We start from the raw sequence: 26912 nt of genomic DNA, 5'->3' as shown, positions 1-26912 counted from the left end.
TCGGTCGGAGGGTGCGCGGTGGTGGAGCAGTTTGCCACGCGCCCGCCGGCATCCTGAGCCGTTCAATTTTGGATCCACTTCCATTATATCCGCATCCAATGGGAGCAATGCATGACTCTTGACTTCTCCAAGGCCATCGACGTGTCGGTCCCGATCCACCCCGGCATGCTGCACTGGGGCCGCCGCCCCGAGGTGGAGATCGTCGAGTCCCGCACCGCAGGCGACGCCTCCAACGTGAGCCGCTGGCGCATCGGCGCCCACACGGGCACCCACATCGACGCCCCCGCCCACTTCATCGACGGCGGAAAAACGGTCGACCGGCTCGACCTGTCCGCGCTCAACGGCACCGCACGAGTGCTGGACCTCACCCATGTGAAAGAGCAGATCACTGCCGCCGACCTCGACGCGGCCGGTCTCGGCGACGAGGAACGGGTACTGCTGCGCACCAGCAACTCCGAGGGCGTACTGCGCAGCCCGTGGAAGGCCCGGCAGTGGGTCGGACTGGCCCCGGACGGCGCGGAACGCCTCATCGAGGCCGGGGTGCGCACCGCGGGCATCGACTACCTGAGCATAGAGGCAGTGGCCTACACCACCCACTGGGAGACCCACCAACTGCTGTGCGGCGCGGACGTGTTGATCCTTGAAGTGGTCGACCTGCTGCACACACCGGCCGGTGTGTACGACATGCTCTCCCTCCCCCTGCCGTTGCAGGGCGCCGAGGCCGCCCCCTCGCGCACCGTGCTCCTGCCGAGGGACGAGGCGTGACGACCCCCTCTGGGCTGATCGTGGCCGCACCGCACCCGGCGGCGCTGACGGCCGCCCGGCAGGCGGCGCTGCGGGGCGGCAACGCGGTGGACGCGGCACTCGCGGCGGCCGCCGCCCTCACCGTCGTCTACCCCCACCAGTGCTCCCTGGGCGGCGACTTGATCGCCCTCGTCCACTCCCCCGACGGCGGCGTGCGGGCGGTGCTGTCGGCGGGGGCCGCCGCACAGGACGTGGACGTCGACGCGCTGCGCGCGGCTGACGCACGGATGCCCGCGCAGGGCCCGCAGACGGTCACCGTGCCGGGCGTGGTGGCCGGCTGGACCGCGCTCGCCGAGGCGTACGGCACACCGGGCGCCCTGGCCGCTGCCTTGCGGGACGCCGCCGCACTGGCGGACGAGGGCGCCACCGTCTCGGCGGGTCTGGCGCGCGCCGTGCGCGAGCGGGCCGCCCGGATCGGCGAGGATCCCGGGCTCGACGCACTGCTGACCGGCCCCGGCGGGGCGCCGCTCGACGAGGGTGATCCGCTCCCGCAACCGCGCCTGGCCACCGTACTGCGAGCACTCGCGGACGATCCGTCGTCCTTCTACCGGGGAGCGATCGCCGAGGCACTGGCGGACGGGCTGCGCCGGGCCGGCAGCCCGCTCACCGCGGGCGACCTCGCGGCCCACCGTGCGGAGAGTGTCGAACCGTTGGTGCTCGACGTGGCCGGTACCCGTTGGTGGGCCGCGCCCCCGCCGAGCCAGGGCGTGAGCCTGCTGGCCGTGCTGGAGGCCGCGAACGCCGCCGCGAAACTCCCCGAGCCGGAGCGGACCGGTGTCCTGGTGGCCCGCTGCCAGGACGCCTCGGCGGCCCGTGACCGGCTGCTGGGCGATCCACGCGGTGGCACACCTGACCTGGACGGGCTGCTCCACCCGGCGCCGCTCGCCGGTGCGCTGCCGCCGAGGCCGCCGTTCCGGCCGGCCGGGGACACCGTCGCGATCACCGCCGTGGACTCGACCGGACTGGCCGTCTCCCTGATCCAGAGCGTCTACCAGACCTTCGGCTCCGGCATCTGCGATCCGGGCACCGGCATCGTGCTGCACAACCGGGGTTCGGCGTTCAGCCTGCTGCCCGGTCACCCGTCCCTCATCGGGCCCGGGCTGCGGCCGCCGCACACGCTGTGCCCGGTCCTCGGCCGGTCCGCCGGCCTGCTGATTGCGGCCGGCTGCCAGGGCGGCCGGGCCCAGCCGCAGATCCTCGCCCAGACGGTGCCCGACCTGATGGATCCCGACGCCGACCCGGCCGCCGTCCTCGACCGCCCGCGCTGGGTGACCGGCGCCCGCGACATCGGCCACGAGACGGGGACCCTGCTGGCCGAGCCCGGGTCCGTGCCGGCCGCCACGACCGCGTTCCCCTCGGCGGTGCCGGTCGTGGTCGCGCCCGGCCGCACCGATCTCGCCGGTCACACCCAGGCCGTACGGCTGACCGCCGACGGCCGCCTCGACGGTGCCGCCGATCTGCGCGCCGACGGCGGAACCGAGCTCCACCTCCCGGAAGGAAACGCCCTGTGAGCACCCTCGCCCCCGAACCCGTACCCGCCGAGGCACCGCACCCGCTGGACCCCCTCACCACCGCCGAACTGGCCACCGCGGCAAAGGTGTTGAGGTCCGACGCCCGGGTCACCGAGGACGCGCGCTTCTGGGGCGTGACCCTCGACGAGGACCACGCCCGCGGAGCCGTCCCCGGCGAAGCCCGGCGCGCCCGCGCGGTCGTGATCTGCCCCTCCGCGCGCATCGCCTACGAGGTCGGCCTCGAACTCGGCGACACACCGCAGACCACAGCCTGGCTCGAGCTGGACGTGCGCAGTCCGGGCTGTTCCTCCGAGGAGGCCCGGCAGGCCGCGGCCGCCTGCCGCGCGGACCCGCGCTTCCAGGAGGCCCTCGCCCTGCGCGGCATCCACGACGTGTCGCTGGTGATGGTGGACCCGGAGTCGATCGGCGGTTTCGAACCGCCCGAGTACGCGGGCCGCCGGCTGACCTGGGGCAGCGTCTGGCACCGCACCTCCGAGGACGACAACGGTTACGCCCGCCCGGTGCAGGGCGTGGTGCCGATCATCGACATGGAGACCATGGAGATCCTGCACATCGAGGACCACGGTGTGGTCCCGCTGTCGGAGGAGTCCGGGGTGTTCGCCGCGGGGGTGGTGCCCGAGCGGGCGGGCCTGAAGCCGCTGGAGGTCGTCCAGCCCGAGGGTCCGAGCTTCACCGTCACCGGTCAGCGGATCGACTGGCAGGGCTGGTCGGTGCGGGTCGGCTTCAGCCACCGCGAAGGCCTCGTGCTGCACGACCTGGCCTTCGACGCGGCCGGGAAGGGCCCGCGCCAGGTGATCCGGCGCGCAGCCGTCAACGAGATGTACGTCCCCTACTTCGACACCGCCTCCACGCAGTACCGCAAGAACTTCTTCGACTGGGGCGAGTACGGAGCGGGCCCGCTCACCAACTCCCTTGCCCTCGGCTGCGACTGTCTGGGCGTCATCCAGTACTTCGACGCCGCGGTGCTCGGCGGCGACGGTGTCCCCCGGCTCATTCCGAACGCCGTCTGCGTGCACGAGGAGGACGACGGGATCCTGTGGAAGCACCACGACGGCCGCACCGGCCGCACCGAGGTGCGCCGCTCCCGCCGTCTGATCATCTCCGCGTTCGCCACCGTGGCCAACTACGACTACGGCTTCTACTGGTCGCTGTACCAGGACGGTTCGGTGATGCTGGAGATCAAGATGACCGGCATCCTCTCCGCCACCGGTGTGGCGGAGGGCGAGGAGACCCCGTACGCCCGGCGGGTCGCCCCGAACGTCGCGGTCACCAACCACCAGCACTTCTTCAGCGTCCGCCTCGACATGGCGGTGGACGGCCCCCGCAACCGGCTCGTCGAGGTCACCGCCGAGCACGAGACCGACCCTGAGCTCGACCCGTACGGCAACGCCGCCCGGACGGTGCTCCGTCCGATCCTCAGCGAGTCGGAGGGCGGCCGGCGCACCGATCCCTCGCGCGCGCTGCACTGGCGGGTCGAGAGCACCGAGGCGCGCAACCGGATGGGCGAACCGACCGCCTACCGCGTCCACTTGGAGAACACGGCGGTGCTGCCGGTGCGCGAGGACAGCGTGTGCGCCCGCCGAGCCCCGTTCGTGGGACGGCAGTTGTGGGCGACCGCCTACGACGCGGACCGGCGGTTCGTCGCCGGGGAGTACCCCAACCAGGCCGAGCCCGGCGCGGACGGTGTGCACAAGTGGCAGGAGGAGGACCGCTCGCTCGACGGCACGGATCTGGTGCTGTGGGCCACGGTCGGCTCCCACCACTTCCCGCGCCCCGAGGAGTGGCCGGTGATGCCGGTGGCCAGGGCGCGGCTCCGGCTTGAGCCCGACGGGTTCTTCGACCGCAATCCGGCGCTGGACGTGCCGGCGCCCGTCTCCTGTCACACGCCGGTGCCCACGGCGCCGGACCACTGCTGCGGCTGAACACCTCTCCAGGCGAAAGCCCGGACCACTGCTGCGGCTGATCAACCTCTCCCGGCGAAAGAAGGGCGTCCCATGCGCGAGGAAGAGAACATACGGCTCACCCGGACCGGGCCCGGCACCCCGGCAGGCGAATGGATGCGCCGCTACTGGCAGCCCATCGCCCTGGCCGAGGAGCTGGAAGGCGTACGGCCCCTGGTGGCGCCCAAGGTCATGGGCCAGGACCTGGTCCTGTTCCGCGACGACAGCGGTGAACTCGGCCTGGTCGACCGCGGCTGCCCGCACCGCGGCGCCGATCTGGCGCTCGGCCGGCTGGAGGACGGCGGACTGCGCTGCTGCTTCCACGGCTGGCTCTTCGGCCGCGACGGCTCCTGCCTGGACACGCCCGCCGAGCCTCTGGGCAGCCCGCTCAAGTCCCGTGTCCGGCTGGGCAGTTACCCGGTGCGCGAGATCAACGGCATCATCTGGGGCTACCTCGGTCCCGGCGAACCGCCCGAACTGCCCGCCCTGGACTGCTTCCGCGCGCCCGCCGACCACGCCTTCGCCTGGAAGGGCCTCCTTGACTGCAACTGGCTCCAGGCCCTGGAAGTCGGTATCGACCCGGCCCACGCCTCCTACCTCCACCGCTTCTTCCAGGACGAGGATCCCGAGGACGGCTACGGCAAGCAGTTCCGCGCCGCCTCGCAGGGCACCGACCTGCCGATGACGAAGATCCTGCGCGAGTACGGCCGACCCGACATCGACGCCGTCCGCACCCCGTACGGCATCCGCATCACCGCCCTGCGCACCCTCGACGGCACCGACACCCAGGGCCTGCCGATGGACGGCAGCCGCACCCATGTCCGCATCACCCACCAGGTGTTCCCGCACGCCTTCCACATCCCGCTCGACGCGGAGACGGCGATCACCCAGTGGCACGTGCCCATCGACGACACCTCCTGCTACTGGTACGCCGCGTTCACCAGCGTCGGCGGTCCGGTGGACCAGGAGGAGATGCGCCGCCAGCGGGTCGACGCGGTCACCCTGCCCGACTACCGGCCGCGTTTCGGCCGCGCGAACAACTACGGCTACGACCCGGCGGAACAGCGCACGACCACGTACACCGGTCTCGGCACCGACATCAACGTGCACGACCAGTGGGCGGTGGAGGGGCAGGGCACGGTCCAGGACCGCACCCGCGAGCACCTGGGCCGCTCCGACAAGGTCATCGTGATGTACCGCCGGATGCTCGGCGAGGCCGTCTCCGCCGTCGAACGCGGCGAGGACCCGCCCCTGGTGCTGTCCCCCGAGGAGGCCGGGCGGATCCAGGGGCCGGTCACCCTCGACGGCATCGGCCCCACGGACGGCTGGCAGGAGCACTGGACGACCGTCACCGCCAAGCAGCGCGCCGAAAGCAGTTGGGCGCACCCCCTGGGAACGGACGGCTGAACGGCATGGGATTCATCGAACGCCATGGCCTGTGGAGCGCCGAACAGACCGCTGCGGCGGGCGAGATACTCGCTCGCGCCGAGTCCGGCGGAATGACGGCGGTACGGGTGGTCTTCGCCGATCAGCACGGTCTGCTGCGCGGCAAGACCGTCACCGTCGGCGAACTGCCCAACGTGCTGCGCGAGGGCACCGGCATCGCCTCGTCACTCCTCGCCAAGGACACCTCCGGGCGGACCGTGTTCCCGCTGTTCACCAAGGAGACGCCACTCGGACTGCCCGAACTGCGCGGCGCCGCCGACATGGTCATGGTGCCCGACCCGCTCACCTTCCGGATGCTGCCCTGGTCGCCGGGGACGGGCTGGCTGCTCTGCGACCTGCGCTTCACCTCCGGAGGGCCGGTCCCGCTGTGCACACGCGGGCTGCTGCGCTCGGTCCTCGACCAGGCGGGCGGGCTGACCTACCGCACCGGCCTGGAGGTGGAGTTCCATCTCTTCCGGCTCGACGACCCCCGCCTGGGTCCCGGCGATCTCGGCCAGCCCGGCGCCGCGCCCGAGGTCGGCATGCTCAATCACGGCTACCAGTACCTCAGCGAGCTGCGGTACGACGAACTCGACCCCATGCTCGACGTCCTGCGCTCGAACATCGAGGGCCTGGGGCTGCCGCTGCGCAGCATGGAGGTCGAATTCGGTCCGAGCCAGGTCGAGTTGACCCTTCAGCCGGCCGACGGGCTGGGCACGGCCGACGCGATGGTGCTGCTGCGCAGTGCCGTCAAGCAGGTCGCCGCCCGCCATGGCCACCACGCCACCTTCATGTGCCGCCCCCATCTGGCCGGGGTCTTCTCCAGCGGCTGGCATCTGCACCAGAGCGTGCTGCGGGACGGCGTCGCGCTCTTCGCCCCCGAGCACCCGGGAAGTCCGGAGTCCGGCCCACCGCTGTCGCCGTACGGGACCGCCTTCCTGGGCGGGCTGCTCCGGCACGCGCGTGCCACGAGTGCGTTCTCCACGCCGACCCTCAACGGCTTCAAGCGGTTCCGCTCGCTGTCGCTGGCCCCGGACCGCGCGGTGTGGGGGCGCGACAACCGCGGGGCGATGGTGCGCGTGGTCGGTGACGGTCCGTCAGCGACACGGCTGGAGAACCGGATCGGGGAGCCCGCCGCCAATCCGTACCTCTATCTCGCCTCCCAGCTCGCCGCCGGGCTCGAGGGCGTGGCCGGCGATCTCGACCCCGGCCCGGCGGCCGACGAGCCGTATGCCACCCGGGCCGAACCGTTGCCGCGTTCACTGGGCGAGGCCCTTGACGCACTGGAGGCGGACCAGGCACTGGCCGACCGGCTGGGCAAGGACTTCGTGGCGTACTACGCGAGCATCAAGCGTGCCGAACTCGCCCGCTTCGGCCAGGAGGTCACCGACTGGGAGCAGCGGGAGTACTTCCGTGTCTTCTGACGCTTACGAAGGGCCCATGACGTCGGACGCCTACGGAGGGCTCATGACGTCGTCGGCCACTCACCGTCTGCTGGTCCGGCAGGCCCGCTGGGTCGCCCATGACGTGCTGGAGCTGCGGCTGACGCGGCCCCGCGGCGGCGCCCTGCCGTCCTGGGAGCCCGGGGCGCATGTGGAGCTGACCCTGCCGTCGGGGCTGCGGCGGGCCTACTCGCTGTGCGGAGAGGCGACGGACACCGAGGCATGGACGGTCGCCGTGCATCGGGTGCCCGACGGGCGCGGCGGGTCGCGGGAGATCCACGAAACCGCGCTCGTGGGGCGGGAGTTGGAGGTCACCGGGCCGGTCAATCGCTTCCCCCTGGTCCCTGCGGCGGGCTATCTGCTGCTGGCAGGCGGCATCGGCGTCACCCCGCTGCTGCCGATGGCCCGTGAGCTCACCGCCCGTGGTCTGCCCTGGCGGCTGGTCCTGGGCGCCCGTGACCGGTCGCGTCTGGCATACGCGGAGGAGTTGGTGGCGCTGGGCGGGGACCGGGTGCTGCTCGTGCCGCAGGACGAGGCGGGTCTGCCGGACCTGGCGGCCGAGATCTCGGCCGCCCCGCCCGATCATGCCGTCTACGCGTGCGGCCCGCAGCCGATGCTCGACGCGGTGACGGCCCTGTGCCGCACGGCCGGCCGGCCCCGGACCCCGTACCTGGAACGCTTCACCGCCGCCTCCGGGCCACCGGATCAACTTGGCGCGCGGAGCGGCGAGTTCGAGGTGGTACTCAGCCGTTCGGGGCTGCGGATGACGGTGCCCGCGGACCGCTCCGTGCTGGAGGTCGTCCGGGAGAAGCTGCCGGACGTGCCCTACTCCTGCGAGGAGGGCTACTGCGGCAGTTGCGAGACACCGGTGACAGCAGGGCTCCCCGACCACCGCGACACGGTGATCGACCCGTCCGAACGCCCCACCGCCACCACCATGATGATCTGCGTGAGCCGATCGGCTTCCGGGGTGCTGACGCTCGATCTGTAGGCATCCGAACGGGTCGGGACGGTTACTTCAGCAGGTCGTTGCCGAGCCAGTCGACGTGGTCGTCGGGTCGGGTGGCCGGCGGCGCCGGGGCGAAGTTGGCGGCGTCGTCGATGCTGCCGGTGCCCTTGTACCTGGCGACAATGGGATAGGGGTACACGGGCCGGGTGCGGGTGGCGTTGCCGTTGGCGTCGGCCCGGGTGGCGATGATCTTCTGGGGTGCCGCTCCTCGCTCGGTCCACCCGACCAGTTGGTGGACCAGGTCGGAGTTGTCGGGGCCTGGCCCGCCCCCCGTGCAGTGGTAGAGGCCGGGGAACATGAAGAGGCGGGCGAAGCGGTTGGTGGCCGCCGGTCCGCCCATGGTGTCCTGGACGGCCCGGTAGTAGTTGGTGGTGCCGGTCGGCGGGATCAGGGTGTCGGCCCACCCGTGATAGAGGATCAACTTGCCGCCCGCGTCCCGGAACTCGCTCAGATCGGGGTCGAGCGCGGCGATGGTGCGCTGCTCCGGCAGGAGCTCCGCGAAGTTCTGCGAAGTGAACTCCCAGTCGGCCAGCGGCACACCGGGCTGTCCGACGGGAAACGCCAGGTAGCGCAGGTAGTTGTCCGCGGTGACGGGGGCGAAGGTGGGGGTGCCCGGGGGCGCGGTGATCCACGGAACCGGCGGGCCGGCCCAGGAGATCTCCGAGCCCGGCTCCTCCCGTCCGGGGTAGAGCAGTTGGCCGTTCTCGTCCGTCGGCGGCGCGTACAGCTTCCGGGCAGCGGTGACCTGGGCGGGGGTGAGGCAGTCGGTCCGGTCGACGCCGGCGGCGCACTGGATCGACGCGGGGTCGAAGTCGCAGGTGCGCGGGTCGTCGATCTGGCCGTCGATCAGACCGTCGTCGCCGTCACAGGCGGTGAGGACGGCGGAGTGCAGACCCGGGAGTTTGTCCGCGGTGAGGACGGGGCGACCGTCCGCACCGGTGTTGGCGCGGGCGACCCAGGCGGTGTGTTCGCTCGCGAGGAAGGGCATGTAGGCGGCCGGTGCACCGGCGATGATCCCGTCGAAGTCCTCCGGGTAGCGCTGGGCCTCCATCAGCCCCTCGCGGCCGCCGTCCGAACAGCCGTTGAAGTACGAGTACCTCGGAGGCGTCCCGTAGTACTCCTTCATAACCGCCTTGGCGGCAACGGAGACCACATGGACCGCCCGGTACCCGAAGTCGATCCGCAGTTGCTGGTCCTGACCCCACCCCTCGGCGCTGAAGGGGCCCGGCGAGGTGTGGCCGTCGTCCGTCGCGGCGAGGGCGAAGTCCCCGCCGGCCCGGGCCTCGCAGGCCGGGTCGGGCGCGGTCGGGAAGGTGGTCGCGGAGATGTACCCGCAGAGCCCGCCGCAGCCTTGCTGCAGATAGCGGCCCCGCCAGGTGCTGAGCGGCAGCTTGAGCTCGAAGTTGACCTGGGGGGCGACATAGCCCTTGACGAAGCAGTACGCCGGTACGGTCGCGGTGGCCTCGACCACCGTGGCGGAGGTGATCCGGGTCGGTGCGTCCGGGACGGCCGACAGGTCGCTTGCCGTCGCGCCGTCGGTGGCGAGATCGGCGCAGGCTGTCACCGGCAGGATGGGGCCGCCGTTCGCCCGCCGTGCTTCCGCGGCGGCGGCCGTGCCGCCGGCGCCGGGGCTCAGGCCGGCCAGTGTCAGCAGGAGCGCCGCGACCGCGACCAGGGTCGGCCGGCGCCTTCGTAAGGACTGTCTGGTGCGGTTCACGTGGTACCGCCTCTCGCCGCACGAAGGGGGAAGGGTGCCATGGGGTGCCTCTCGTCCGCCGTTGTGTCCGGGGGCATGACACCGCGAAAGTAGGCGTGTACGTTACTGCCGTCAACATGCTGCACAACATGGGTCGTCGCGATCAGCGAGCCGCTCGGGCGACCACCGCGGGTGATCGCCCCATTGCACCTTCAGGGAGCAGCTTTCCGCTCAACTCCCTTGCTCTGCATACGTGTTGGCGCGACACGCACACTCATCCTCGTTCTTGTCAGGACTTGTCAGGAGGGGCCCCATGCAAAGGCGCATTCTCGGGTTTGTGACAGCAGTGTTGACGGTCGCCTGTGCGGCCGGATGCGGATCCTCATCCGGGACCGATGGTTCGTCGTCCTCGGGCGGGAACAAGACGGCACAGGTCAAGGTCGGCATCATCCCGATCGTCGATGTGGCACCGCTCTACCTGGGCCAGAAGAAGGGCTTCTTCAGCAGCCGCGGCATCGAGCTGGAGATGGAGAGTGCGCAGGGCGGTGCCGCGATCATTCCGGGTGTGGTGAGCGGCCAGTTCCAGTTCGGGTTCAGCAACACCACGTCGTTGATGGTCGCTCAGACCCGCGGAGTGCCGGTCAAGTCGGTGGTCAACGGGGCGACAACCACCGGAAACACCACCACCGACGTCACCGGTGTCGCCGTCAGGAAGGACAGCCCGATCAGGTCGGCCAAGGACCTCGCGGGGAGGACAGTGGCGGTGAACACCCTGAAGAACATCGGGGACACCACGGTGCGCGAGTCGGTACGCAAGGACGGCGGCGACCCCTCGAAGGTCAAGTTCGTGGAGCTACCGTTCGACCAGATGCCGGCCGCTCTGGACGGCGGCCGGGTGGACGCCGCCTGGATGGGCGAACCGGCACAGACGATCGCCAAGTCCCAGGGCGCGCGCGTCGTGACGTCACCGTTCGCCGAGACCGACCCCCGGCTCACTCTCGCGACGTACTTCACGACGACCAGGCTGACGAAGGAAAACCCCGACCTGGTGAAGAAGTTCACCGAGGCGATGACCGAGTCACTGGAGTACGCCTCCGAGCACCCGGAGGAGGCGCGCCAGATCCTCACCGTCTACACCAAGATCGACAGCGAGGTGATGGAGAAGCTGACGCTGCCCGACTGGCCGACGCAGATCGACATGCCCTCTCTGGAAAAGCTGGCCTCCCTGGGTGAGCAGGACGGGATCTTCGGCGACAAGAAGCCGGACCTGGACGCTCTGTTCCAATGACACCGCCGGCCGGTCAGGCAGGACCGTCCCACAGCACATGCAGAGTTGGGGGCTTACGGAAGACCAGTCCCTGTGCAGCGGCGGGGCGGTCCGGGTCGAGGCGCAGGGCAGGGAGGCGTTCGAGCAGTCGCTGCAGGGCTATGCGGGTCTCCAGGCGGGCGAGGTGCGCGGCGAGGCAGTAGTGCGGGCCGTGTGCGAAGGCCAGTTGGAGGCGCGCGTTCTCGCGGCGGACATCGAACCGGTCGGGGTCGGGGAAGACGGCCGGGTCGCGGTTGGCGCCCGTCAGGGAGACGGTGACCAGTTCGCCTCGGCGGATCGTGGCCGGGCCGAGGACGGTGTCACGGGTGGCGTAGCGGTCGACGACCGCCGCCCCGGGTTCGAGGCGCAGGGATTCCTCGATCGCGCCGTCCAGCAGACCGAAGTCGGCCCGGACAAGGGCGAGTTGATCGGGGCGTTGCAGCAGGTGCAGCAGCGCGTTGGTGATCATTGCCTCGATGGTCTCTATGCCGCCGAACATCAGCACCGCGGCATTGGACGCCACCTCCGGCAGCGTCAGCCGCCCGGCGGCGGAACCGAGGAGCGAGGCGGCGCCCCGGTCCGCGACGGTGGCTTCCACCGCGGCCCGCAGTTGGGCGTACGCCGCCGGGCCGGCCGGTCCCGCCTCGTGTCCGGCGGTGATGTCCGAGACCGCCCCCACGATGGAGTCGTACCAGGCGAGCACCGTGGCCGCGGTGGTGCCGACAAGACCGAGTGCCTCGGTCACGACGGCGACCGCCAGCGGGCCGGCGAAGGCACGTCGCAGTTCGACGGCGCCCGCGGGTTCCAGTGCGGTGATGAGCCGGTCGGTCTCCCGCTCGATGAACGAGGCGAAACCCTCACGCACTTCCCGGGGGCGGAAGGGAGCGGTGAAGGGCTCGCGGTGGCGGGCGTGCTGGTCACCGTCCAGGGACAGCATGCTCGGGCCGACGACCTGTGCGGTGGAGAACCGGGGGTCGTCGACGGTGAAGGTCTCGGCGTCCCGCATCACGCCCAGCGCGAGGTCGCGGCGAGTCACGAGCCAGCCGTTCAGTTCGGGGAGCCAGGAGACGGGCTCCTGCGCGCGGAGCAGTGCCAGTCGTGGATGCGGGTCCCGGGCGAGTTCGGCAAGCGTGGTCGCGGCACCGAGCGGGAAGGAGTCGACGACGCTCATCGTGAGCCTCGGCCGTGTATCCGACCGTCTATGAGGGAATCGATCACGGTCAAGGCTAACAATCCCGCCGAAGGCGGGGCGGTCCGGGTCTCCGCGGGTTCCACGAGTACTCCACCAGCGGGCGCGACGCGAGGGGCCCGTGATGCAATGGGGAACCAGAGAGCAGATCACGGGGTGGAGTGGCGCGTGTTGAGCAACGGTGGGCCCGATACGGGGAGTTTCCAGCCACTGGAGGACGGTGATCCGCAAGTCGTCGGCGGATACCGGCTGGTGGCGCGGCTCGGGGCCGGCGGCATGGGGCGCGTCTACCTCTCGCACACGCCGGGCGGGCGGGCCGTCGCGGTCAAGGTGATCCGGCCGGAGCTGGCCGAGAACCCCGAGTTCCGCAAGCGGTTCCGGGCCGAGGTGGCCTCCGCGAGCCGGGTGCACGGGCTCTACACGGCGCCGGTCGTGGACAGCGACACCGAGGGATCCATGCCCTGGTGTGCGACCGCCTACGTACCGGGGCCGTCCCTCGCCGACGCGGTGAGCGATCACGGGCCGCTGCCCGTCGACACTGTGCTGCGGCTGATCGCCGGTGTCGCGGAGGCCCTGCAGGCGGTGCACCGCGAGGGCATCGTGCACCGGGACCTCAAGCCCTCGAACGTGCTGCTCGCCGCGGACGGCCCGCGGGTCATCGACTTCGGCGTCGCGCGAGCCGCGGACACCACGTCGGTGACACAGAGCGGCACGGCCCTCGGCACCATCGCCTATATGGCGCCGGAACAGATACTCGGCGGCGAGGCTCTCGCCTCGGCCGACGTGTTCGCGCTTGGGCAGACCGCCGTGTTCGCGGCGACCGGCGGCGCGGCTTTCGGCGAAGGCGACCCGCACGCGGTCCTCTATCGGGTGGTGCACGAGGAGCCCGACCTCGGCCGTGTGCCCATGGAGATACAGGAGTTGGTGGCCCGGTGTCTGCGCAAGCCCGCCGCCGAGCGGCCCTCCGTCGAGGAGGTCATACGCTCCGTATCGACGATCCAGACCAACCGCGGTGACGAAGCGCGGTTCACGTCCGGCGCGTGGCTGCCGGGTGAACTGGCGGCGGGCATCGCGGCCCGAGCCGAAGGCGCCGATCAGGCCCGGGCGGGGGCGGCTCCGGGCGCTCACGCTTCCGGCGGCTTCGGGCCTGTGGGTTCGGGTGGTTTCGGGTCGGCGGGCTCGGGCGGTCTCGGGTCCGCAGGCTCGGGCGGCTTCGGATCCGCCGGCTCCAGCGCTGCCGGGTCGGCGGGATCCGGCGGCTTCGGGCCCGCCGGCTCCGGTGGCTACGGGTACCCGACGCCTTACTCCCCCACCTCCCCCTCCCACGCCGCGCCGCCCGGTGGTCCCTTCGTGATGGGGCCAGGGGCCACGCCAGGTCCCTACGGCGCTCCGCCTCACTGGTCGCAGCCGCAGTCGTCTGCCGCCGCGCAGACCTCCTCGGTCGACTCGGCCGACTCGGGCGGCCAGGGCCGCAAGGGCCGGGGCTGGGTGTTGTCGGCGGCCGCCGTCGTGCTCGTCGCCGGTGGGGCAACCGCCGCGCTGCTGCTCGTTCCGGGGGACGGCGACAAGAGCGACCCCCAGGCGCAGGAGGTGGCCGCTTCACAGTCGGCCACGGCCGAGAAGGCGTCGCCGTCGACGTCCGGCTCCCCGTCCGCCCGGGCCTCGGAGAAGCCCAAACCCGTCAAGTCCGCTCTGCCCGCGAGCCCTTCGGGGCCCCCGACGCCCACGCGGACCGCGACCTCGGCTCCCCCGACCGCCGCGTCCAGTGAGCCCGCGGCTCCGACGACCCCTGTCCCGGTGACGTACTCCGGGATCCAGATGACCAAGAGCCACGACCTCTATCTGGCGGACACTCCGGTGCGGTCCAAGGCGGACACCGGGACCTCCGACGAGGACCTGACCTACGCCGTCTACTCCTCGGGCGCGGTCCTCGCCCCCGGCACCGACTCCGGCAGCTCCCTCGCCCTGCTGCCGGCGGGTCGGCAGGGAAGCCTGGACGCGTGCAAGGCGGCGACCGGCTACAAGAGCTACATCTGGGTCAAGGACCTCACCGTCGGCCAGCAGATGTGCGTCATCAGCGGGACGGGGCACGTGGGGCTCGTGACGTACCAGGGCTCGTCCGGGACGACGTACGCCACCTTGGACGTGAAGGTATGGCGCAACGCGGCCCAATAGCCCACGCAGGCACAGGTGTTGCCGGGTGGCCGCGCGGATCAGTACGCCGTCAGTGGTGGTGGCCCTGTCGGCCGAGGGTGTTCACGGGGGTCGCGCCGGGGCGGGTCCACTGCGGCACGGGGCGGCTGGTCGGGCCCCAGTCGGCTACACCGTCGGCGTCCGCGCGCCAGTACCAGCAGGCCTGGCCGCCCACGGACGGATGCCCCTCGCGGACATCGCCGATCACGGACCGGCCCTCGGGGTTGTCCTCCCACGCCTCGCCGCGGCCGTAGGGCGTCATGTCGAGCAGGCTGAGGGACCCGTTGACCGGCTCGTTGCCACGGCCCGTCGTGGAGTAGGTCAGGAACACGCGGTCGCCGTCGCGCAGGAAACAGGCGAGGTGGCCCATTCCTCCGCCGACCGGCGCCTCCACGCCCCGTACCGAGTACCAGGGCTGGGTGTAACCCATGAACTCGACGTAGGGAGCCACCTCGTCCCACGTGCCCGAGGTCAGGACGGCGAACGAGACGCCGCGGGCGTTGAGGTAGACGGCGTCCTTCACATGCCAGGCCGTGGTGGTGCAGCCCTCGCACTGCCCCTGGTGCGGCGCGCCGTCGTACCACATGTGCTGGTAGACCACGAGCTCGTCGCGGCCCTGGAACAGGTCCAGGAACGGGACCGGGCCGTCGGGTCCGACGACCTCGACCGTTCCGTCGAGCTCGACCATCGGCAGTCGCCGCCGGGCCGCGGCGATCGCGTCGCCCTCATGGGTGTGCGCCTTCTCGCGGACCAGCAGCTTCTCGCGCGCCGCCTGCCAGGTGGCCAGGTCGACGACCGGCGGCTTGCCGGGGAGGTCGCTGCTCGCGTGGCCGGACGTGGTCGTCATGTTGTCCTCCGTGATGTCTCGTGCCGGGCAGCGTCGCACGACGTGCTGCGACGCCCACCAGAACAGACTCGCGGCCCGACCGGAACTCATCGCGGCGCGCTGAGAGATCCCGCTGCGAAACGACAGTCCGCCCAAAGAAGGGCGACCGGGCAGCACCAAGAGGCCGCCGCACCCGAGGTGCGGCGGCCTCTTCGGCGCTGTTTACGTCGATTCAGCCGTGGAATCCGACGAGGATGCGCTGCTGGAGGTCCCTGAGGTCGACGCTGGGCTCGAGGCCGAGCTCCTCCCGGAGCGTGCGGCGGGCCCGCTGGTAGACCTCGAGGGCGTCGGCGCGGCGGCCGCACTCACGGAGGGCGATCATCTCCTTCATCCAGAGCCCCTCCCTGAGCGGGTTGGCGTCGCGGAGCGTGCGGAGTTCGGCCAGGGTCGCGGCGTATCCGCCGTTGTGGTGGCTGGCGTCTATCCGCATCTCGGCCGCGGCCAGCCGGGCTTCCTCCAGGCGCTCCGCCTCGGCGAGCACGGTCGGCGAGGCCGGGACGCCCTCCAGAGGGGCACCGCGCCACAGGTCCAGCGCGTCGCCGAGTACGTTGAACGCCCGCTCGTAGACTCCCGCGGCGAACAGCTCCTGGCCCTCGGCGTGCAGCTCCTCGAACCTGCGCGCATCGAGCTGGGCCGGCTCGAAGTTCAGGCAGTAGCCGGGTGCCTTGGTCACGAGCACGCTGTGGTTCCGGTCGCCGAGCCTGCGCCGCAGCTTCATCACGTACTGCTGCACCAGATTGCGTTGGTCTCTCTTCTGCTGCGGGCCGTTGTACCAGAGCTCGTCGATGAGCCGCGCCAGCGAGACGACACGGCCGTTGGCGGTCAGCAGGACTGCCAGTACGGTCCGAATCTTGGGCGCTTCAACCGGTTTCCAATTGTGTCCGTCGAAGATCTCCAACGTCCCGAGCATCCTGAATTCGTTCAACTGTCTCGACTCCGCTCGCAGCTCTTGGTGTTCGCGGTTGTCGGGCGGCATCTGAGCGCGGCCATGCTCAGTGACTTCCCCCCGTTGACCCCCGTATAGCGATCTTCGCAAGAGGAAGTCGCCATCGGAAGTCACGGCGGATATTTGTCCGATAGTCAGCGCTCCAGCGGCCCCTTACAGCCCTGCATTGAAAGGGCTTTCATAGAAGTACAGGATGCAACATGTGTACCCTACATTCATCCGCATCCTCCGGCTGTGTCGTGATCGTAGGCGCCGATTCGGTCCGCAATGGCAACGGGAATTACGTCGTCCTCCGCGGCTGTGGCGTCGTCCGTGCGCAGCCCCGCCGCCGACAGCTCCTGGAGGAACCCGTCGAGCCGGTCCAGACCCCAGTACCGAAAACGGCCGATCTTGAAGTACGGGATGCCGAAGGCGTCGTCCTCGTACACCCGGACAAGTGCTTCCAGCCCCTCGGCCCTGATGTCCGGGTCGTCCACCGCGGACACGATCGGCAGCGGATCGAGCCCCGCGTCCTCGGCGACCGCGCGGAGCACGTCCTGATCGCAGATGTCGGCGCCGCGCTCCCACCGGGCCGACATGAGCGCGGCCAGCAGCTGCCGGTCCTGACCGCTCCGGCGGGCCGCCAGCCAGCCCAGATGCGGTACCTCCCACCACGGGTCGATGTCGATGGGCCAGGCCACCTTGTAACCCATCCCCTCGGACAGCCGTTTGACGTCCTGGAGGATGTACAGGTGCTTGGCCTTGCTCATCGGGATGTACGGGAAGGGCGCCCCGCGCCCGTCCAGCGCCTTCCGCGTCCGCTCGTCGGGTTCCCACCACGGGCGGTACTCCACGGTTTCGGGCGCCTCGGGGAAGCGCGCCTCCAACTGCCGCAGCGCCAGCCAGCTGTACGGGCTGCGGAAGGAGAAGTACAGGACGGGCTTCGCGGGCTTGCGGCTCACCGCTGCCACCCCCTGACCACGGCGGCGCCGACCCCGCCCTCCGGGGTGAAGGAGGTGATGAGGGCGGGCCTGCCGTCCAGTGCGGCGTCCTGCCTGTGGTGGGCGAGCACGGCGGCCAGCTGCAACGCCCCCTGGGCGGCGTGGCATTCACCGACCAGTCGCGCCACGGGGAGCCGCCGGACGGTGTCCCCGCCCAGTCCGGCCTCCAGAGTCGCGGCCTCGATCGCGGACTCCGGGCCGGACCCGGGCGCCACCGCCCACAGGTCGCCGGGAGCGACCCCGGCCTCCCGCAGGGCCTGGCGCACGCAGTCGGCGAACGCCTCGACGAAGGCAGGGCGGTCGGCCGGGTCGGCCGAGGCGGAGGCCACGGCCATGATCTCGGCATCGGGACGACGGCCCGACGCGAGCAGGGCCTCGCCTCTCTCCAGCATGAAGAGGGCGGCTCCCTCGCCTGCGGGGGCCGAACCGCCGGGCAGGTGCGTCAGCCAGGCGTTGTGCGGGCTGAACTCCTCGACCGCGCCGACCAGCAGGGCGTCCGCGTCTCCCCAGCGCAGGCTGCGGGAGGCGTACCGCAGAGCGGCGATACCGGCCATCCGGCCGCCCGCGATGGTGGTGTTGACGCCTTTCAGGCCGTACCAGATCGCGGCCTGGCCCGCGGCGCAGTTCATCACCGCGTTCGGGAAGAGCACCGGGTTGACCAGGTAGGGGCGATCCTCGGTGATGGTCTCGCGGCTGAAGTCGCTGGTCGACTTCACGCTGCCGCTGGTGGTGCCGAGGATCAGACCGACCTGACCGCGGTTCTCGTCCGTCACCGCGAACCCGGTGTCCTGCAGCGTCTGGTCGCAGGCGACCAGGGCCAGGGCGGTGGAGCGGTCGAAGAAGCGGGTTCCCTTGCGGCCGAGGTGGTCGCGGACCTGGAAGTCCGGGATGGCGAAGGCCCGGTCGGCGGGCAGCTTCTCCTCGAACATCGCGGTGACATCGGCGAGGGCGTCGCGCTCCTCGACGAACGCCTTGCTGAAGTCGGCCGCCCCCATACCGAGCGGCGAGGCGACTCCCCAGCCCGTGACGTAGACCGCGTCAGGAGCGACCTCGGGCGTCTGACGTGCCGTCGCGAGATGTGTCTGACGTGTCGTCATGAGACCTCCCCCAGAATGGTGATGGCGTTGTTCCCACCGAAGGCGAACCCGTTGTTCTGCACCACCCGCAGCCGCGCCGGGCGCGCCTGGTTGGCCACCGGGTCGATCCCCGGCATGTCCGGGTCGATGTTCCGGAAGTTGATCGTCGGCGGCATGAACTGGCGGGCGATACCAAGGGCAGAGGCGATGGCGCCGAAGCCGCTCGCGGCCCCCATCGTGTGACCGAGCATCGACTTGATGGAGCTGATGGGCGGCGGGGAATCGCCGAAGACCTCCCGGACCGCACGGGTCTCCGCCGCGTCGTTGGCCGGGGTGCCGGTGCCGTGCGCGCAGATGTAGTCGACCTGGTCGGCCGTGACGCCGGCCCGGCTGTGCGCCCTGCGCATGCACTCGGCGATGCTCACCGGATCCGGCGCCACCATGTGCCCGGCATCGCAGTTGAGTCCGTACCCGAGCACCTCGGCATAGATCTCGGCACCGCGGCGCTCGGCGCTCTCGAGCGGCTCCAGGAAGAGCGCGGCCCCGCCCTCACCGGTGAGCATCCCCTGCCGGTCGCGGTCGAACGGCGAGCAGTGGTCCTCGGCCATCGCCCCGAGCCGGTAGAAGCCGGCGTGCGCCCAGCGGTAGACGCCCTCCGAGCCACCGGCGATCATGTAGTCGGCTTCGTCGGCCGCGATCGCCGCATATGCGTAGCCCAGCGCGTAGTTGCTGGCCGAGCACGCGGTGGAGATGGTCACCGCCTCGCCGGTGAGGCCGAGTTCGCGGTTGACGGCGACCGCCAGCCGGGAGGACGGGACCTGCTGTGCGAGGTCCGCCTGCCAGCTCTCGAAGCCGCCCGCCACCTCCTGCTCGGAGAGCTGCTCGACCGCGCCGGCCTCGCCCCCGGTGGTACCGATGACGGAGCCGGACCGCGCCGCGGCCAGCAGCTCCGGGTCGATCCCCGCGTCCGCCACCGCGAGGCGGGCCGCAGCGGCGGCGAACTGGCTGCTGCGCCCCCACTCCTCGGGCTTGATGGCCTGCAGCATGTCGTGCGGAGAGAAGCCCGGCACCTCACCGGCCATCCGGTACGGGAAGCCCGAGGCGTCGAAGGAGGAGATCGGCGAGATGCCGCTGCGCCCCTGCTGGAGCGCCTCGGCGAAGGCCTCGACCCCGGTGCCGATGCTCGAGACGGGGCCGAGCCCCGTGATGACGACCCTGCGCTTCATGTCAGGAGTCCCAGTTGGCGCGCTCGGCGACCACGTCGTACACGGCGCGCAGATTGCCCATCTTCGGCAGCTCCGACTGCGGGATCTCGACGCCGTACCTCTTCTCCAGCCGGGCCAGGATCTCGATCGCGCGGAGCGAGTCGCCGTCGTGGTCGTCGACGAAGGAACTCGTCTCGGTCATCTCCTCGGGCTCGATCTCCAGCGCCTCTGCGACGATCTCGCGGATCTCGTCTATGTACTGCTGCGTAACGGGCATGGTGTCTCCTCCGGTCGGGCGATTGATCTGTGCTGTCGGGTCGGGCCGGGCTGTCGGGCTCACTGCGAGAACCCGCCGTCCACCTGGACGATCTGGCCGGTGATGTACGAGGCCTTGTCCGAGACGAGGAAGGAGACCAGGTCGGCGACGTGCGAGACGGCCCCGAACTCGCGCAGCGGGATGGTCGTCAGGGCCTTCTTGCGCACCTTCTCGGAGAGGTGGCCGGTCATGTCGGTCTCGATGAAGCCCGGTGCCACGGCGTTGACGCGGATCCCGTAGGGCCCCAGCTCCCGCGAAAGGGACCTGGTCAGGATGTTGACGCCGGCCTTGGAGGCGGCGTAGTTGGACTGTGTCGCGTTGCCGTACACACCGGCCACGGACGAGATGTTGACGATGACGCCGCTGCGGCGCTTCAGCTGGCCGAAGGCCACGCAGTGGCTGAAGTTGTAGGTGCCGGTGAGGTTGGTCCCGATGACCTCGTTCCAGTCCTCGGGCGGCATGAGCACCAGCGGGTTGTCCCGCGTGATCCCGGCGTTGTTCACCAGCACCTCGACCGGGCCCAGGGCGGCTTCCGCGTTGCTGACGAACGCCTTGACGTCGGCGATGTCCGTCACGTCGCAGCGGTCGTGGAAGCAGCGCGCCCCGGCCCGCTCCACCGCCTCGCGGGTCTCGTCGGCCGCCTCCTTGCCGGACCGGAAGCAGAAGGCGACGTCGTATCCCTCCTCGGCGAGCCGCACGGCGATACCGCGGCCTATCCCCCGGGAAGCGCCCGTGACCAGCGCAATCGGCTTGTCCGGCATCACTGTTCCGCCTTTCGATAGACCAGGCTTCGTCGCGTCGACCGGTCGGCGCGTGCCTTCTCCCAGGTCCGCACCGCGCTTTCCACCATGTGTTCATGGCCTGCGAAGATCACGCGGAGGAGTTCTTCGGCACGGCTCGTGGTCTCGATGAACTCGGCGCTCACACGACCGTTCCGCGCGTGCAGAAGGTTCTCGCCGATCATGATCAGCTTTCCGTCCGGTACGTTCCGGGAGCACAGCAGCGTCCCGACCAGCGGCGAATCCTCGGCCGACTTGTGGAAATCGATGATCCATTCGTAGTCGGCGCGCTGCTGCGGCTCGTCGCGGTACCGGTAGACCGCCGTCCAGGTGCCGTCCGGCCCCTGGTGCGAAACGGTCGGGAAGCCCTCCTCCTCGGCGACCCGGAACCGCCAGCCGGACTGCTCCTGCGGCCCCTCGGCGACCTTCAGCGGCTCGGCGAAGGTCAGCATCAGGAAGCCCACGTCGAGCAGCCAGTCCTCGCCGTCCACGGTCACGATCAGCAGCAGATGGTCCCAGGCGTCCCACCACTCACCGCTGACCTTCCAGATCTGCGCCGGGACCAACCGGACCTCGAAGCCGGCCTGACGCAGGAATTCACCGAACAACGGCGTCGATTCAAGGCAATTGCCACCCCTCCGCCGGTGCACCAGCTTGGCGAACGATTCCGCGTGGCCTAGCACCGGCGGCGTTCCGTCGAAGGAGTCGAGCATCTCGTAGGGGACGGACCTCAGATGTGCCGTGTAAAGCTCGCGCAGGCATTCAAGAGAGTTATTCAACAAGCCTTGATATCCGATGCGTTCCAGATATTCCCGCCACGGCAGTGACTCCGTCTCCAAGACATCCTCCGGATTGCTGCGATGGGGGCCCGGGCAGGTCCCGGCTTTCGATCCGGCTTGAATTCTCGGCGGTCCCGGGCGGTCTCAGGAGGCCCGACCGCCCTGCTCGAAAGTCCACCCCGACGCAGCGGCCCGAGGCAGCGGCCCGCCGCGCCGGCCGTCGTCGCGGGCAGACGTCATGGACAGACCGAAAAGCCGTGTGGCGGCGCATGGTTGACCATGCGCCGCCACACGGCTGATGGGGCGTCAGCGGGAGGGACCGGCGGGAAGGGTTCAGCGGGAGGGAAGGGTCAGCCGGCCTTGAGCGCCGACTCCCCCTCCCGGGACGGCGAGGCGTCCGGTTCCGACGTGGGAGCCGGCTCGCGTCCGGGCAGGAAGAGGCTCGGCAGCACCGCAAGCGCGGTGATCACCAGCGCCCACCAGAAGGGCGGACCGAAAGACGTCGCCAGGTCCTTGGCGACATCGCTGCCGGGCAGCACCTGGACGACCGACCCGACGCCCGTGGGCAGCCGGTCCTCGATCTGCTGCTGCAGGACCACCGCGAGTACCGCCGTGCCCAGGGAGGCGCTGACCCGCTGGAAGACGTTGAAAGCGCTGGTGGCGCTCGGCGCGAGTTCCTTGGGCACGCTGCCGAAGGCAACCGTCATGGTCGGCAGCATCGAGGCGCCGAGGCCGAAGCCGCGTACGACCATCGCGAGTCCGAGCACGACCGCGTTCGGATCCGCATCGATGAGGGCGTACGGAATGGTGCCGAGCACGGCGAGCAGGATGCCGAGCAGGGTCAGGTTCCGTACGCCCAGCATCGCCGTCAGGCGGTTCATCATGACGACCCCGGCGAAGAAGCCGAGACTCTGCGGCAGCAGCAGGAGCGCGGACTCCAGCACGCTCGCGCCGTGCACCAGTTGGAAGTACAGCGGCAGCGGGATCATCACGCCGTACATCGCCATGCTCAGCAGCATGTTCGCCAGCGTGCCGTTCCTGAAGCCGCTGCGGCGGAACAGCCGCAGATCCACCAGCGGTTCCAGCCGGGTGCGCAGGGCGCGCACCGCGAAGGCCGCCAGGAATGCGACTCCGATCACCAGGCCGCCGACCGTCTTCCCGTCGCCGAAGCCGCCCGCCGAGCCGGCCTCGGACAGGCCGTAGAGCAGCGCGGCCAGACCGGGCATCAGCAGCACCATGCCCAGCACGTCGAGCTTGGCGTCCTTGGAGGGCTCAACGACGTTCCGCACCTTCAGCAGGACCAGCACGACGGTGATCAGACAGAGCGGCACGTTGATGAAGAAGAGCCACCGCCAGCTCAGGTAGTCGACCATCACACCGCCGAGCGAGGGGGCGATGAGCGGGGCGAACATCGCCGGAATCGAGACGATGCCCATCAGGCGGCCGAGCCGCTTCGGCCCGGCCGCCTGGGCCAGCAGCGCCTGCCCGATCGGTACGAGGAGGCCGCCTCCGATGCCCTGGAGCAGTCGGAAGGCGATCAGGCTGGGCGCCGACCAGGCCAGCCCCGCAAGCAGTGAACCGACCAGGAACACCACCTGCGAGAAGATCAGCATCTGCTTCGCGCCGAAGCGGGCGGCAGACCATCCGCTGAGCGGGATCGACACCGACAGCGCGAGCAGATAGCCCGTCACCACCCATTGCACGGTGGAGATCTCGGCGTCGAAGTTCCTGGCGAGCGGTCCGACCGCGACATTGACGATGGTGCTGTCGAGCAGGCTGGCGAAACCGCCCAACGCCATGATCCCGCTCAGCCACCACAGTTCGGGCGTAATGCGGCCGGAGTCATCCGTCTCGGCCGGCGCCTGGTCAGTACTCACAGCTGCTCGTTCCCCTTCGCTCTTGAACTCAGCAGCACAATCGTTCCACAACAAGTGTTGCTTGTACAACAGATGTCGGAAACTGGGGAACACTCACCGGCCCCGGCCGGGTCCGTCCGCGGCGAGCAACTGCCCGGTGATGGCCTCGAGTACGGCCCGGCTCGATTCGGCGAGGAAGAAGTGGCCGCCGGGCACCTGGGACAAGGTGAAGCCCGCCGCGGTCTCCGCGGCCCAGCCGCGCATTGCCCCACTGGGCGTCAGCAGGTCGGACGCGCCCGCGAACCCCCTGATGGGGACGGCGAGTTCCTCGGACGGCTGGCGACGGTAGCCCGCCACCAGCGCGAGGTCGGCCCGCAGCGCGGGCAGCAGCAGCTCCAGCAGCGCGGGCTTGGCCAGTACGGAGGCCGGGGTGCCACCGGTCCGCCGGAGCCACTCCGTGAGCTCGGCGTCCGATCCCCGCCACACCGCCTGCGGCCGTACCGAGCCCGGCGCCACGCTCGCCCCCACGAAGAGTGCGGCCGGCTGTCTCAGCCCGGGCGACCGGGCCAGCTCGCGCGCCAGGGCCAGTCCGGCGAGTCCGGCGAGTCCGCCCATGCTGTGCCCGTAGATGCCATAGGGACGGTCCAAGTACGGCGCGAGCACCCCGGTCAGTTCCTTGGCGAGCAGCCGCGCGTCGTCGAACGCCGACTCGGCGATCCGGTTCCCGCGCCCCGGCAGCTGCACGGCGAGAACCTCGACGCGCCGCCCGAGATCACGGTCACGCAGCCAGTCACGGAAGACGGTCGCACCACCACCCGCGTACGGCAGACAGAACAGCCGGACCGGCGCCTCCGACTCCCCCTTGGCAGCAGGCCGGATCCATGGATCGCGCGGCCGGTTCACGTGGACCGCGCGGCGGGGTCCGGGGCCGGGACAACCGGGGCGGCGCCCGCAGCCGGAACGGCCGCCACGGAGCCCGGAACCGGCGCCGACACGGAGCCCGGAACCAAGGCCGAGGCGGGAGCCGGAACAGAGACCACGGCCGGGGTCGAAACGGAAGCCGGGGCCGACGCAACCGAGGCGGCACCCGCAGCCGGTCCACCCGCCGCGGAGCCCGGAACCGGGGCCAACACGGAGCCCGGAACCGAGACCGAGGCGGGAGCCGGAACGGAGACCGCGGCCGACGCAACCGGGGCCGAGGCCGCGGCCGGACCGGAGGCCACAGCCGACACACCCGGCACCCGCACACTCGACGCCCGCGCTCCCGGAGCCGCCGCCGCCGGGATCCGCACCAGCGCCTCCCCCCGCACCGTCAGCGGGCCGTCCACCCGTCGCACCGCCAGTGCCAGCCTCGCCGCCCGCCCCCCGGCGACCGTCTCGATCGCCTTGACCCGCGCAGTACAGCGCAGCCGTGCGGGCACCGTGGTGACGGCGGTGAAGGACACCCGGAAGGACAACACGTCCTCCACCGGCGCCCATTCGACGAGGAGCCGTCCCAGCAGTGCCATGGAGAGCATGCCGTGGGCGATCACATCGTCCAGTCCCGCCGCGCGGGCCGCCTGCGGGTCCAGGTGGATCGGGTTGAGGTCGCCGTACGACTCGGCGAAGGCCGCCAGTGTGGCCCGGTCGATCTGTTCCGGCAGCAGTTCGGGCAGCTCCGCGCCGACCTCCGCCGCCGCGAGCGAGAACCCGCTCATCACTTCCCTCCTGGCTGTACGAGGATGACCTGGTGGAGCTCGGCGACCAGCCCGTCGTCGCGGGTGACCGCCGTGTCACGGACGACGAAGTCGAGCCCGCGCCGCGTACGGATGTCGGTGATCACCGGCGCGAAGGTGAGCAGATCTCCGGCGTACACCGTCCGGTGATGGACGAACCCCTGCTCGACATGGCGCACATCGCTCAGCCGCACTCCCAGGTCGGCCAGGAAGTCACCGGGCTCCTGCCGCTCGAGACCGGCGAGGAGCGCGGGCGGCACGGGCAGATCGGGGTGCCCGGCCGCCCGCGCCGCCGCCTCGTCGGTGAACACCGCGCCGGGGAGCCCGACCGCCGCGGCATAGCGGCGCAGCCGGTCGCGCTCCACCGCGACGGTGTACGGAGCCAGGACGGCACCCACGAAGTCGCGGTCGATCACCGGGCCACCACCTGCCGCTGCCGTTCCCTTGCCGCGTGCAGCAGTTCACGGTTGCGGATCAGCTTGCCGTTGGAGGTGCGCGGCAGCACGGCCGGGAAGTGGAAGGCCTTGGGGATCTTGTACGGGCTGAGCTGTTCGCGGCACCAGGCGAGCAGCTCGGCGTTGGACACCCGGCCGGACACGACCAGATGGGCCTCGATCGCGTCCCCGTAGACCACCACCGCCTCGGTGACGGCCGCATGCGAGGTCAGAACCGACTCCACCTCGGTCAGATCGACCTTCAGCCCGCCGATCGCGACCACCGAGTCGACCCGGCCGGTGATCTCCAGGACTCCGGTGTCCGGCCCGGCCGTGGACAGGTCATGGGTGTTGAGCCACCCGCCGACGAAACGGCTCTCGTGGTCCCCGTGCAGATAGGGGTTCTCCGGAAGGCTGACCCGAAGGGTGCCGTCCTTGATGACGGTGCGGACCCCCGGCGCCGGAACACCGACGGCCGGCGGTGGGTACGCCCCGGTCAGGTCGGTCGCGATGATGCCCGTCTCGGTCATGCCGTACGCCTGGCCGATGCGTACGCCGTACCGCTCCTCGAAGCGCTGGTAGATCTCGGCGGGCAGGATCTCCCCGCCGGAGACCGCGAGCCGCAGCGTGGCCGGCACGGCGGGCCCCTCGATCCGGCTCAGCAGATCGAAGTGCGCCGGGACGCCGAACACCGCGGCGACATGACGGTCCACCAGGATCCGGAGCAGCTCGTTGCGGTGCGGCCGACGGGCGAAGTGCAGGGCCACGCCGGTGTTCAGCGCGTGCAGCACGCCGCCGATCAGCCCGAAGGAGTGCACCAGGGAGCTGAGCAGCAACACGCTCTCGCCGGGGCGTGGCATGTCCGCGAGGTGGGCGAAGCGGTCGATCTCGGCCAGCAGCGATTTCCCGGTGCGGCCGATCACCTTGGGCAGACCCGTGGAACCGGAGCTGAACTGCACGAGCCGGTGCCCGGTGGTGGCCGCACGCCCCTGCGGGCGGGACTCCACCACCACCTCGCACTCGTCCCGGAACGCGGCCACCCGCAGGGGTTCCTCGCCAGAGGTGAGATGGAACTGCGGCTCGCACACCTCGATCAGCCGGGTGGTCTCCGCCCGGGTCAGCCGCGGATCGAGCAGCATGACCTGCGCGCCCGAACTCCACAGGGCGAACACCGACCACAACAGGGTGAAACCGGGCGGCAGTTGAACGGCCACGGTACTGCCGGCGCGGATGCCGTGGGCTGCCAGCCGGCCGGCCGCGCGATCGGTCTCGTACCGCAACCGCTCGCGCGTCACCTCCCGTTCGCCATGGGCCCAGAGTTCGGCGTCGCGGTCGGTGTCGGACAGGCATGCCGCGAGCCAGGAGTCGAAATCCGTCGGTGAAGCCATTGCGCTGTCTGCCTCC

The 26912-nt window shown here is 70.9% G+C and carries 23 protein-coding genes; 8 read left to right on the top strand and 15 right to left on the bottom strand.

The genetic code is table 11. The features are described from left to right. Window positions 1-111 precede the first annotated feature (111 nt). The 6 genes from OG266_RS40715 to OG266_RS40690 all read left to right on the top strand — a co-directional run bounded on the left by OG266_RS40715 (window position 112) and on the right by OG266_RS40690 (window position 8134). Window positions 112-765 carry a cyclase family protein gene (locus tag OG266_RS40715; protein WP_266469349.1) on the top strand — a complete coding sequence of 218 codons (654 nt, stop codon included), beginning with the start codon at window positions 112-114 and terminating at the stop codon, window positions 763-765. After that, the gene (locus tag OG266_RS40710) at window positions 762-2315 is read left to right on the top strand and encodes a gamma-glutamyltransferase (protein ID WP_371551949.1); all 1554 of its coding nucleotides are present in this window, start codon (window positions 762-764) and stop codon (window positions 2313-2315) included. Before OG266_RS40715 ends, OG266_RS40710 begins: the two co-directional genes overlap by 4 nt. After that, the gene (locus OG266_RS40705) at window positions 2312-4258 is read left to right on the top strand and encodes a primary-amine oxidase (RefSeq protein ID WP_371551948.1); all 1947 of its coding nucleotides are present in this window, start codon (window positions 2312-2314) and stop codon (window positions 4256-4258) included. Before OG266_RS40710 ends, OG266_RS40705 begins: the two co-directional genes overlap by 4 nt. A 72-nt stretch (window positions 4259-4330) precedes the next feature. Next, a complete protein-coding gene (locus OG266_RS40700; RefSeq protein ID WP_371551947.1) occupies window positions 4331-5683 on the top strand; it encodes a Rieske 2Fe-2S domain-containing protein in 1353 nt (450 codons plus the stop codon). 5 nt (window positions 5684-5688) lie between these two features. Further along, window positions 5689-7125, top strand: coding sequence for a glutamine synthetase family protein (locus OG266_RS40695; RefSeq protein ID WP_371551946.1), 1437 nt, complete (start codon window positions 5689-5691; stop codon window positions 7123-7125). 16 nt (window positions 7126-7141) lie between these two features. Beyond that, complete coding sequence (locus tag OG266_RS40690) at window positions 7142-8134, top strand: 2Fe-2S iron-sulfur cluster-binding protein (RefSeq protein ID WP_371551945.1); 993 nt, start codon at window positions 7142-7144, stop codon at window positions 8132-8134. 22 nt (window positions 8135-8156) lie between these two features. Here the strand turns inward: OG266_RS40690 and OG266_RS40685 are convergent, their stop codons facing one another. Next, a complete protein-coding gene (locus OG266_RS40685) occupies window positions 8157-9869 on the bottom strand; it encodes a tannase/feruloyl esterase family alpha/beta hydrolase (RefSeq protein ID WP_371551944.1) in 1713 nt (570 codons plus the stop codon). 292 nt (window positions 9870-10161) lie between these two features. Here OG266_RS40685 and OG266_RS40680 point away from each other — a divergent pair, with 292 nt between their 5' ends. Further along, a complete protein-coding gene (locus OG266_RS40680; RefSeq protein ID WP_371551943.1) occupies window positions 10162-11136 on the top strand; it encodes an ABC transporter substrate-binding protein in 975 nt (324 codons plus the stop codon). 13 nt (window positions 11137-11149) lie between these two features. Here the strand turns inward: OG266_RS40680 and OG266_RS40675 are convergent, their stop codons facing one another. Beyond that, window positions 11150-12325: a cytochrome P450 gene (locus tag OG266_RS40675; protein WP_371551942.1), complete on the bottom strand. Its 1176-nt coding sequence runs from the start codon at window positions 12323-12325 to the stop codon at window positions 11150-11152. A gap of 186 nt (window positions 12326-12511) precedes the next feature. Between OG266_RS40675 and OG266_RS40670 the strand changes: the two genes are divergently transcribed. Further along, on the top strand, window positions 12512-14518 hold the full coding sequence (locus tag OG266_RS40670; RefSeq protein ID WP_371551941.1) for a protein kinase: 2007 nt from the start codon (window positions 12512-12514) through the stop codon (window positions 14516-14518). 49 nt (window positions 14519-14567) lie between these two features. On the opposite strand, the gene OG266_RS40665 is transcribed toward OG266_RS40670, so the two are convergent. The 13 genes from OG266_RS40665 to OG266_RS40605 form a co-directional block, all read right to left on the bottom strand. Beyond that, the gene (locus OG266_RS40665) at window positions 14568-15383 is read right to left on the bottom strand and encodes a DUF899 domain-containing protein (RefSeq protein WP_371551940.1); all 816 of its coding nucleotides are present in this window, start codon (window positions 15381-15383) and stop codon (window positions 14568-14570) included. Between the two features lie 211 nt (window positions 15384-15594). Then, a complete protein-coding gene (locus OG266_RS40660; protein ID WP_266469320.1) occupies window positions 15595-16347 on the bottom strand; it encodes an AfsR/SARP family transcriptional regulator in 753 nt (250 codons plus the stop codon). Between the two features lie 236 nt (window positions 16348-16583). Then, window positions 16584-17309: a 2-hydroxychromene-2-carboxylate isomerase gene (locus tag OG266_RS40655; RefSeq protein ID WP_371551939.1), complete on the bottom strand. Its 726-nt coding sequence runs from the start codon at window positions 17307-17309 to the stop codon at window positions 16584-16586. Further along, a complete protein-coding gene (locus OG266_RS40650) occupies window positions 17306-18445 on the bottom strand; it encodes a beta-ketoacyl synthase N-terminal-like domain-containing protein (RefSeq protein WP_371551938.1) in 1140 nt (379 codons plus the stop codon). The genes OG266_RS40655 and OG266_RS40650 overlap by 4 nt, the downstream gene beginning before the upstream one ends. Further along, entirely contained in the window at window positions 18442-19650 is a 1209-nt protein-coding gene (locus OG266_RS40645; protein WP_266469314.1) for a beta-ketoacyl synthase, read from the bottom strand. The genes OG266_RS40650 and OG266_RS40645 overlap by 4 nt, the downstream gene beginning before the upstream one ends. 1 nt (window position 19651) lies before the next feature. Continuing rightward, window positions 19652-19906 (bottom strand): acyl carrier protein, encoded by a 255-nt coding sequence (locus OG266_RS40640; protein WP_266469311.1) that lies wholly within the window; start codon window positions 19904-19906, stop codon window positions 19652-19654. Window positions 19907-19965: 59 nt separating this feature from the next. Next, window positions 19966-20706 carry a 3-oxoacyl-[acyl-carrier-protein] reductase gene (gene fabG, locus OG266_RS40635; RefSeq protein ID WP_266469308.1) on the bottom strand — a complete coding sequence of 247 codons (741 nt, stop codon included), beginning with the start codon at window positions 20704-20706 and terminating at the stop codon, window positions 19966-19968. Then, on the bottom strand, window positions 20706-21563 hold the full coding sequence (locus OG266_RS40630) for an arylamine N-acetyltransferase (RefSeq protein ID WP_371551937.1): 858 nt from the start codon (window positions 21561-21563) through the stop codon (window positions 20706-20708). Before OG266_RS40630 ends, fabG begins: the two co-directional genes overlap by 1 nt. A gap of 290 nt (window positions 21564-21853) precedes the next feature. Continuing rightward, complete coding sequence (locus OG266_RS40625) at window positions 21854-23380, bottom strand: DHA2 family efflux MFS transporter permease subunit (RefSeq protein WP_371551936.1); 1527 nt, start codon at window positions 23378-23380, stop codon at window positions 21854-21856. A gap of 93 nt (window positions 23381-23473) precedes the next feature. Continuing rightward, window positions 23474-24262, bottom strand: a complete 789-nt coding sequence (locus OG266_RS40620; protein ID WP_371551935.1) for a thioesterase II family protein — start codon at window positions 24260-24262, stop codon at window positions 23474-23476. Continuing rightward, a complete protein-coding gene (locus tag OG266_RS40615; protein WP_371551934.1) occupies window positions 24259-25056 on the bottom strand; it encodes a MaoC/PaaZ C-terminal domain-containing protein in 798 nt (265 codons plus the stop codon). Before OG266_RS40615 ends, OG266_RS40620 begins: the two co-directional genes overlap by 4 nt. After that, on the bottom strand, window positions 25056-25490 hold the full coding sequence (locus OG266_RS40610; protein ID WP_329549082.1) for a MaoC family dehydratase N-terminal domain-containing protein: 435 nt from the start codon (window positions 25488-25490) through the stop codon (window positions 25056-25058). Before OG266_RS40610 ends, OG266_RS40615 begins: the two co-directional genes overlap by 1 nt. Beyond that, the gene (locus OG266_RS40605) at window positions 25487-26896 is read right to left on the bottom strand and encodes a class I adenylate-forming enzyme family protein (protein WP_371551933.1); all 1410 of its coding nucleotides are present in this window, start codon (window positions 26894-26896) and stop codon (window positions 25487-25489) included. Before OG266_RS40605 ends, OG266_RS40610 begins: the two co-directional genes overlap by 4 nt. Between the last annotated feature and the right edge of the window lie 16 nt (window positions 26897-26912).

This window comes from Streptomyces sp. NBC_00554 (assembly GCF_041431135.1).
In the GTDB taxonomy this organism is placed as follows: domain Bacteria; phylum Actinomycetota; class Actinomycetes; order Streptomycetales; family Streptomycetaceae; genus Streptomyces.
The sequence above is the reverse complement of the archived record's forward strand: the minus strand, read 5'-3'. Positions and strand labels throughout refer to the sequence as shown.

Coding starts and splice junctions, on each gene's coding strand:
- OG266_RS40640 (WP_266469311.1), bottom strand. CDS start 19,906: ATGCCCGTTACGCAGCAGTACATAGACGAGATCCGCGAGATCGTCGCA.
- OG266_RS40675 (WP_371551942.1), bottom strand. CDS start 12,325: ATGAGCGTCGTCGACTCCTTCCCGCTCGGTGCCGCGACCACGCTTGCC.
- OG266_RS40645 (WP_266469314.1), bottom strand. CDS start 19,650: ATGAAGCGCAGGGTCGTCATCACGGGGCTCGGCCCCGTCTCGAGCATC.
- OG266_RS40605 (WP_371551933.1), bottom strand. CDS start 26,896: ATGGCTTCACCGACGGATTTCGACTCCTGGCTCGCGGCATGCCTGTCC.
- OG266_RS40650 (WP_371551938.1), bottom strand. CDS start 18,445: ATGACGACACGTCAGACACATCTCGCGACGGCACGTCAGACGCCCGAG.
- OG266_RS40695 (WP_371551946.1), top strand. CDS start 5,689: ATGGGATTCATCGAACGCCATGGCCTGTGGAGCGCCGAACAGACCGCT.
- fabG (WP_266469308.1), bottom strand. CDS start 20,706: ATGCCGGACAAGCCGATTGCGCTGGTCACGGGCGCTTCCCGGGGGATA.
- OG266_RS40700 (WP_371551947.1), top strand. CDS start 4,331: ATGCGCGAGGAAGAGAACATACGGCTCACCCGGACCGGGCCCGGCACC.
- OG266_RS40715 (WP_266469349.1), top strand. CDS start 112: ATGACTCTTGACTTCTCCAAGGCCATCGACGTGTCGGTCCCGATCCAC.
- OG266_RS40680 (WP_371551943.1), top strand. CDS start 10,162: ATGCAAAGGCGCATTCTCGGGTTTGTGACAGCAGTGTTGACGGTCGCC.
- OG266_RS40615 (WP_371551934.1), bottom strand. CDS start 25,056: ATGAGCGGGTTCTCGCTCGCGGCGGCGGAGGTCGGCGCGGAGCTGCCC.
- OG266_RS40665 (WP_371551940.1), bottom strand. CDS start 15,383: ATGACGACCACGTCCGGCCACGCGAGCAGCGACCTCCCCGGCAAGCCG.
- OG266_RS40690 (WP_371551945.1), top strand. CDS start 7,142: ATGACGTCGGACGCCTACGGAGGGCTCATGACGTCGTCGGCCACTCAC.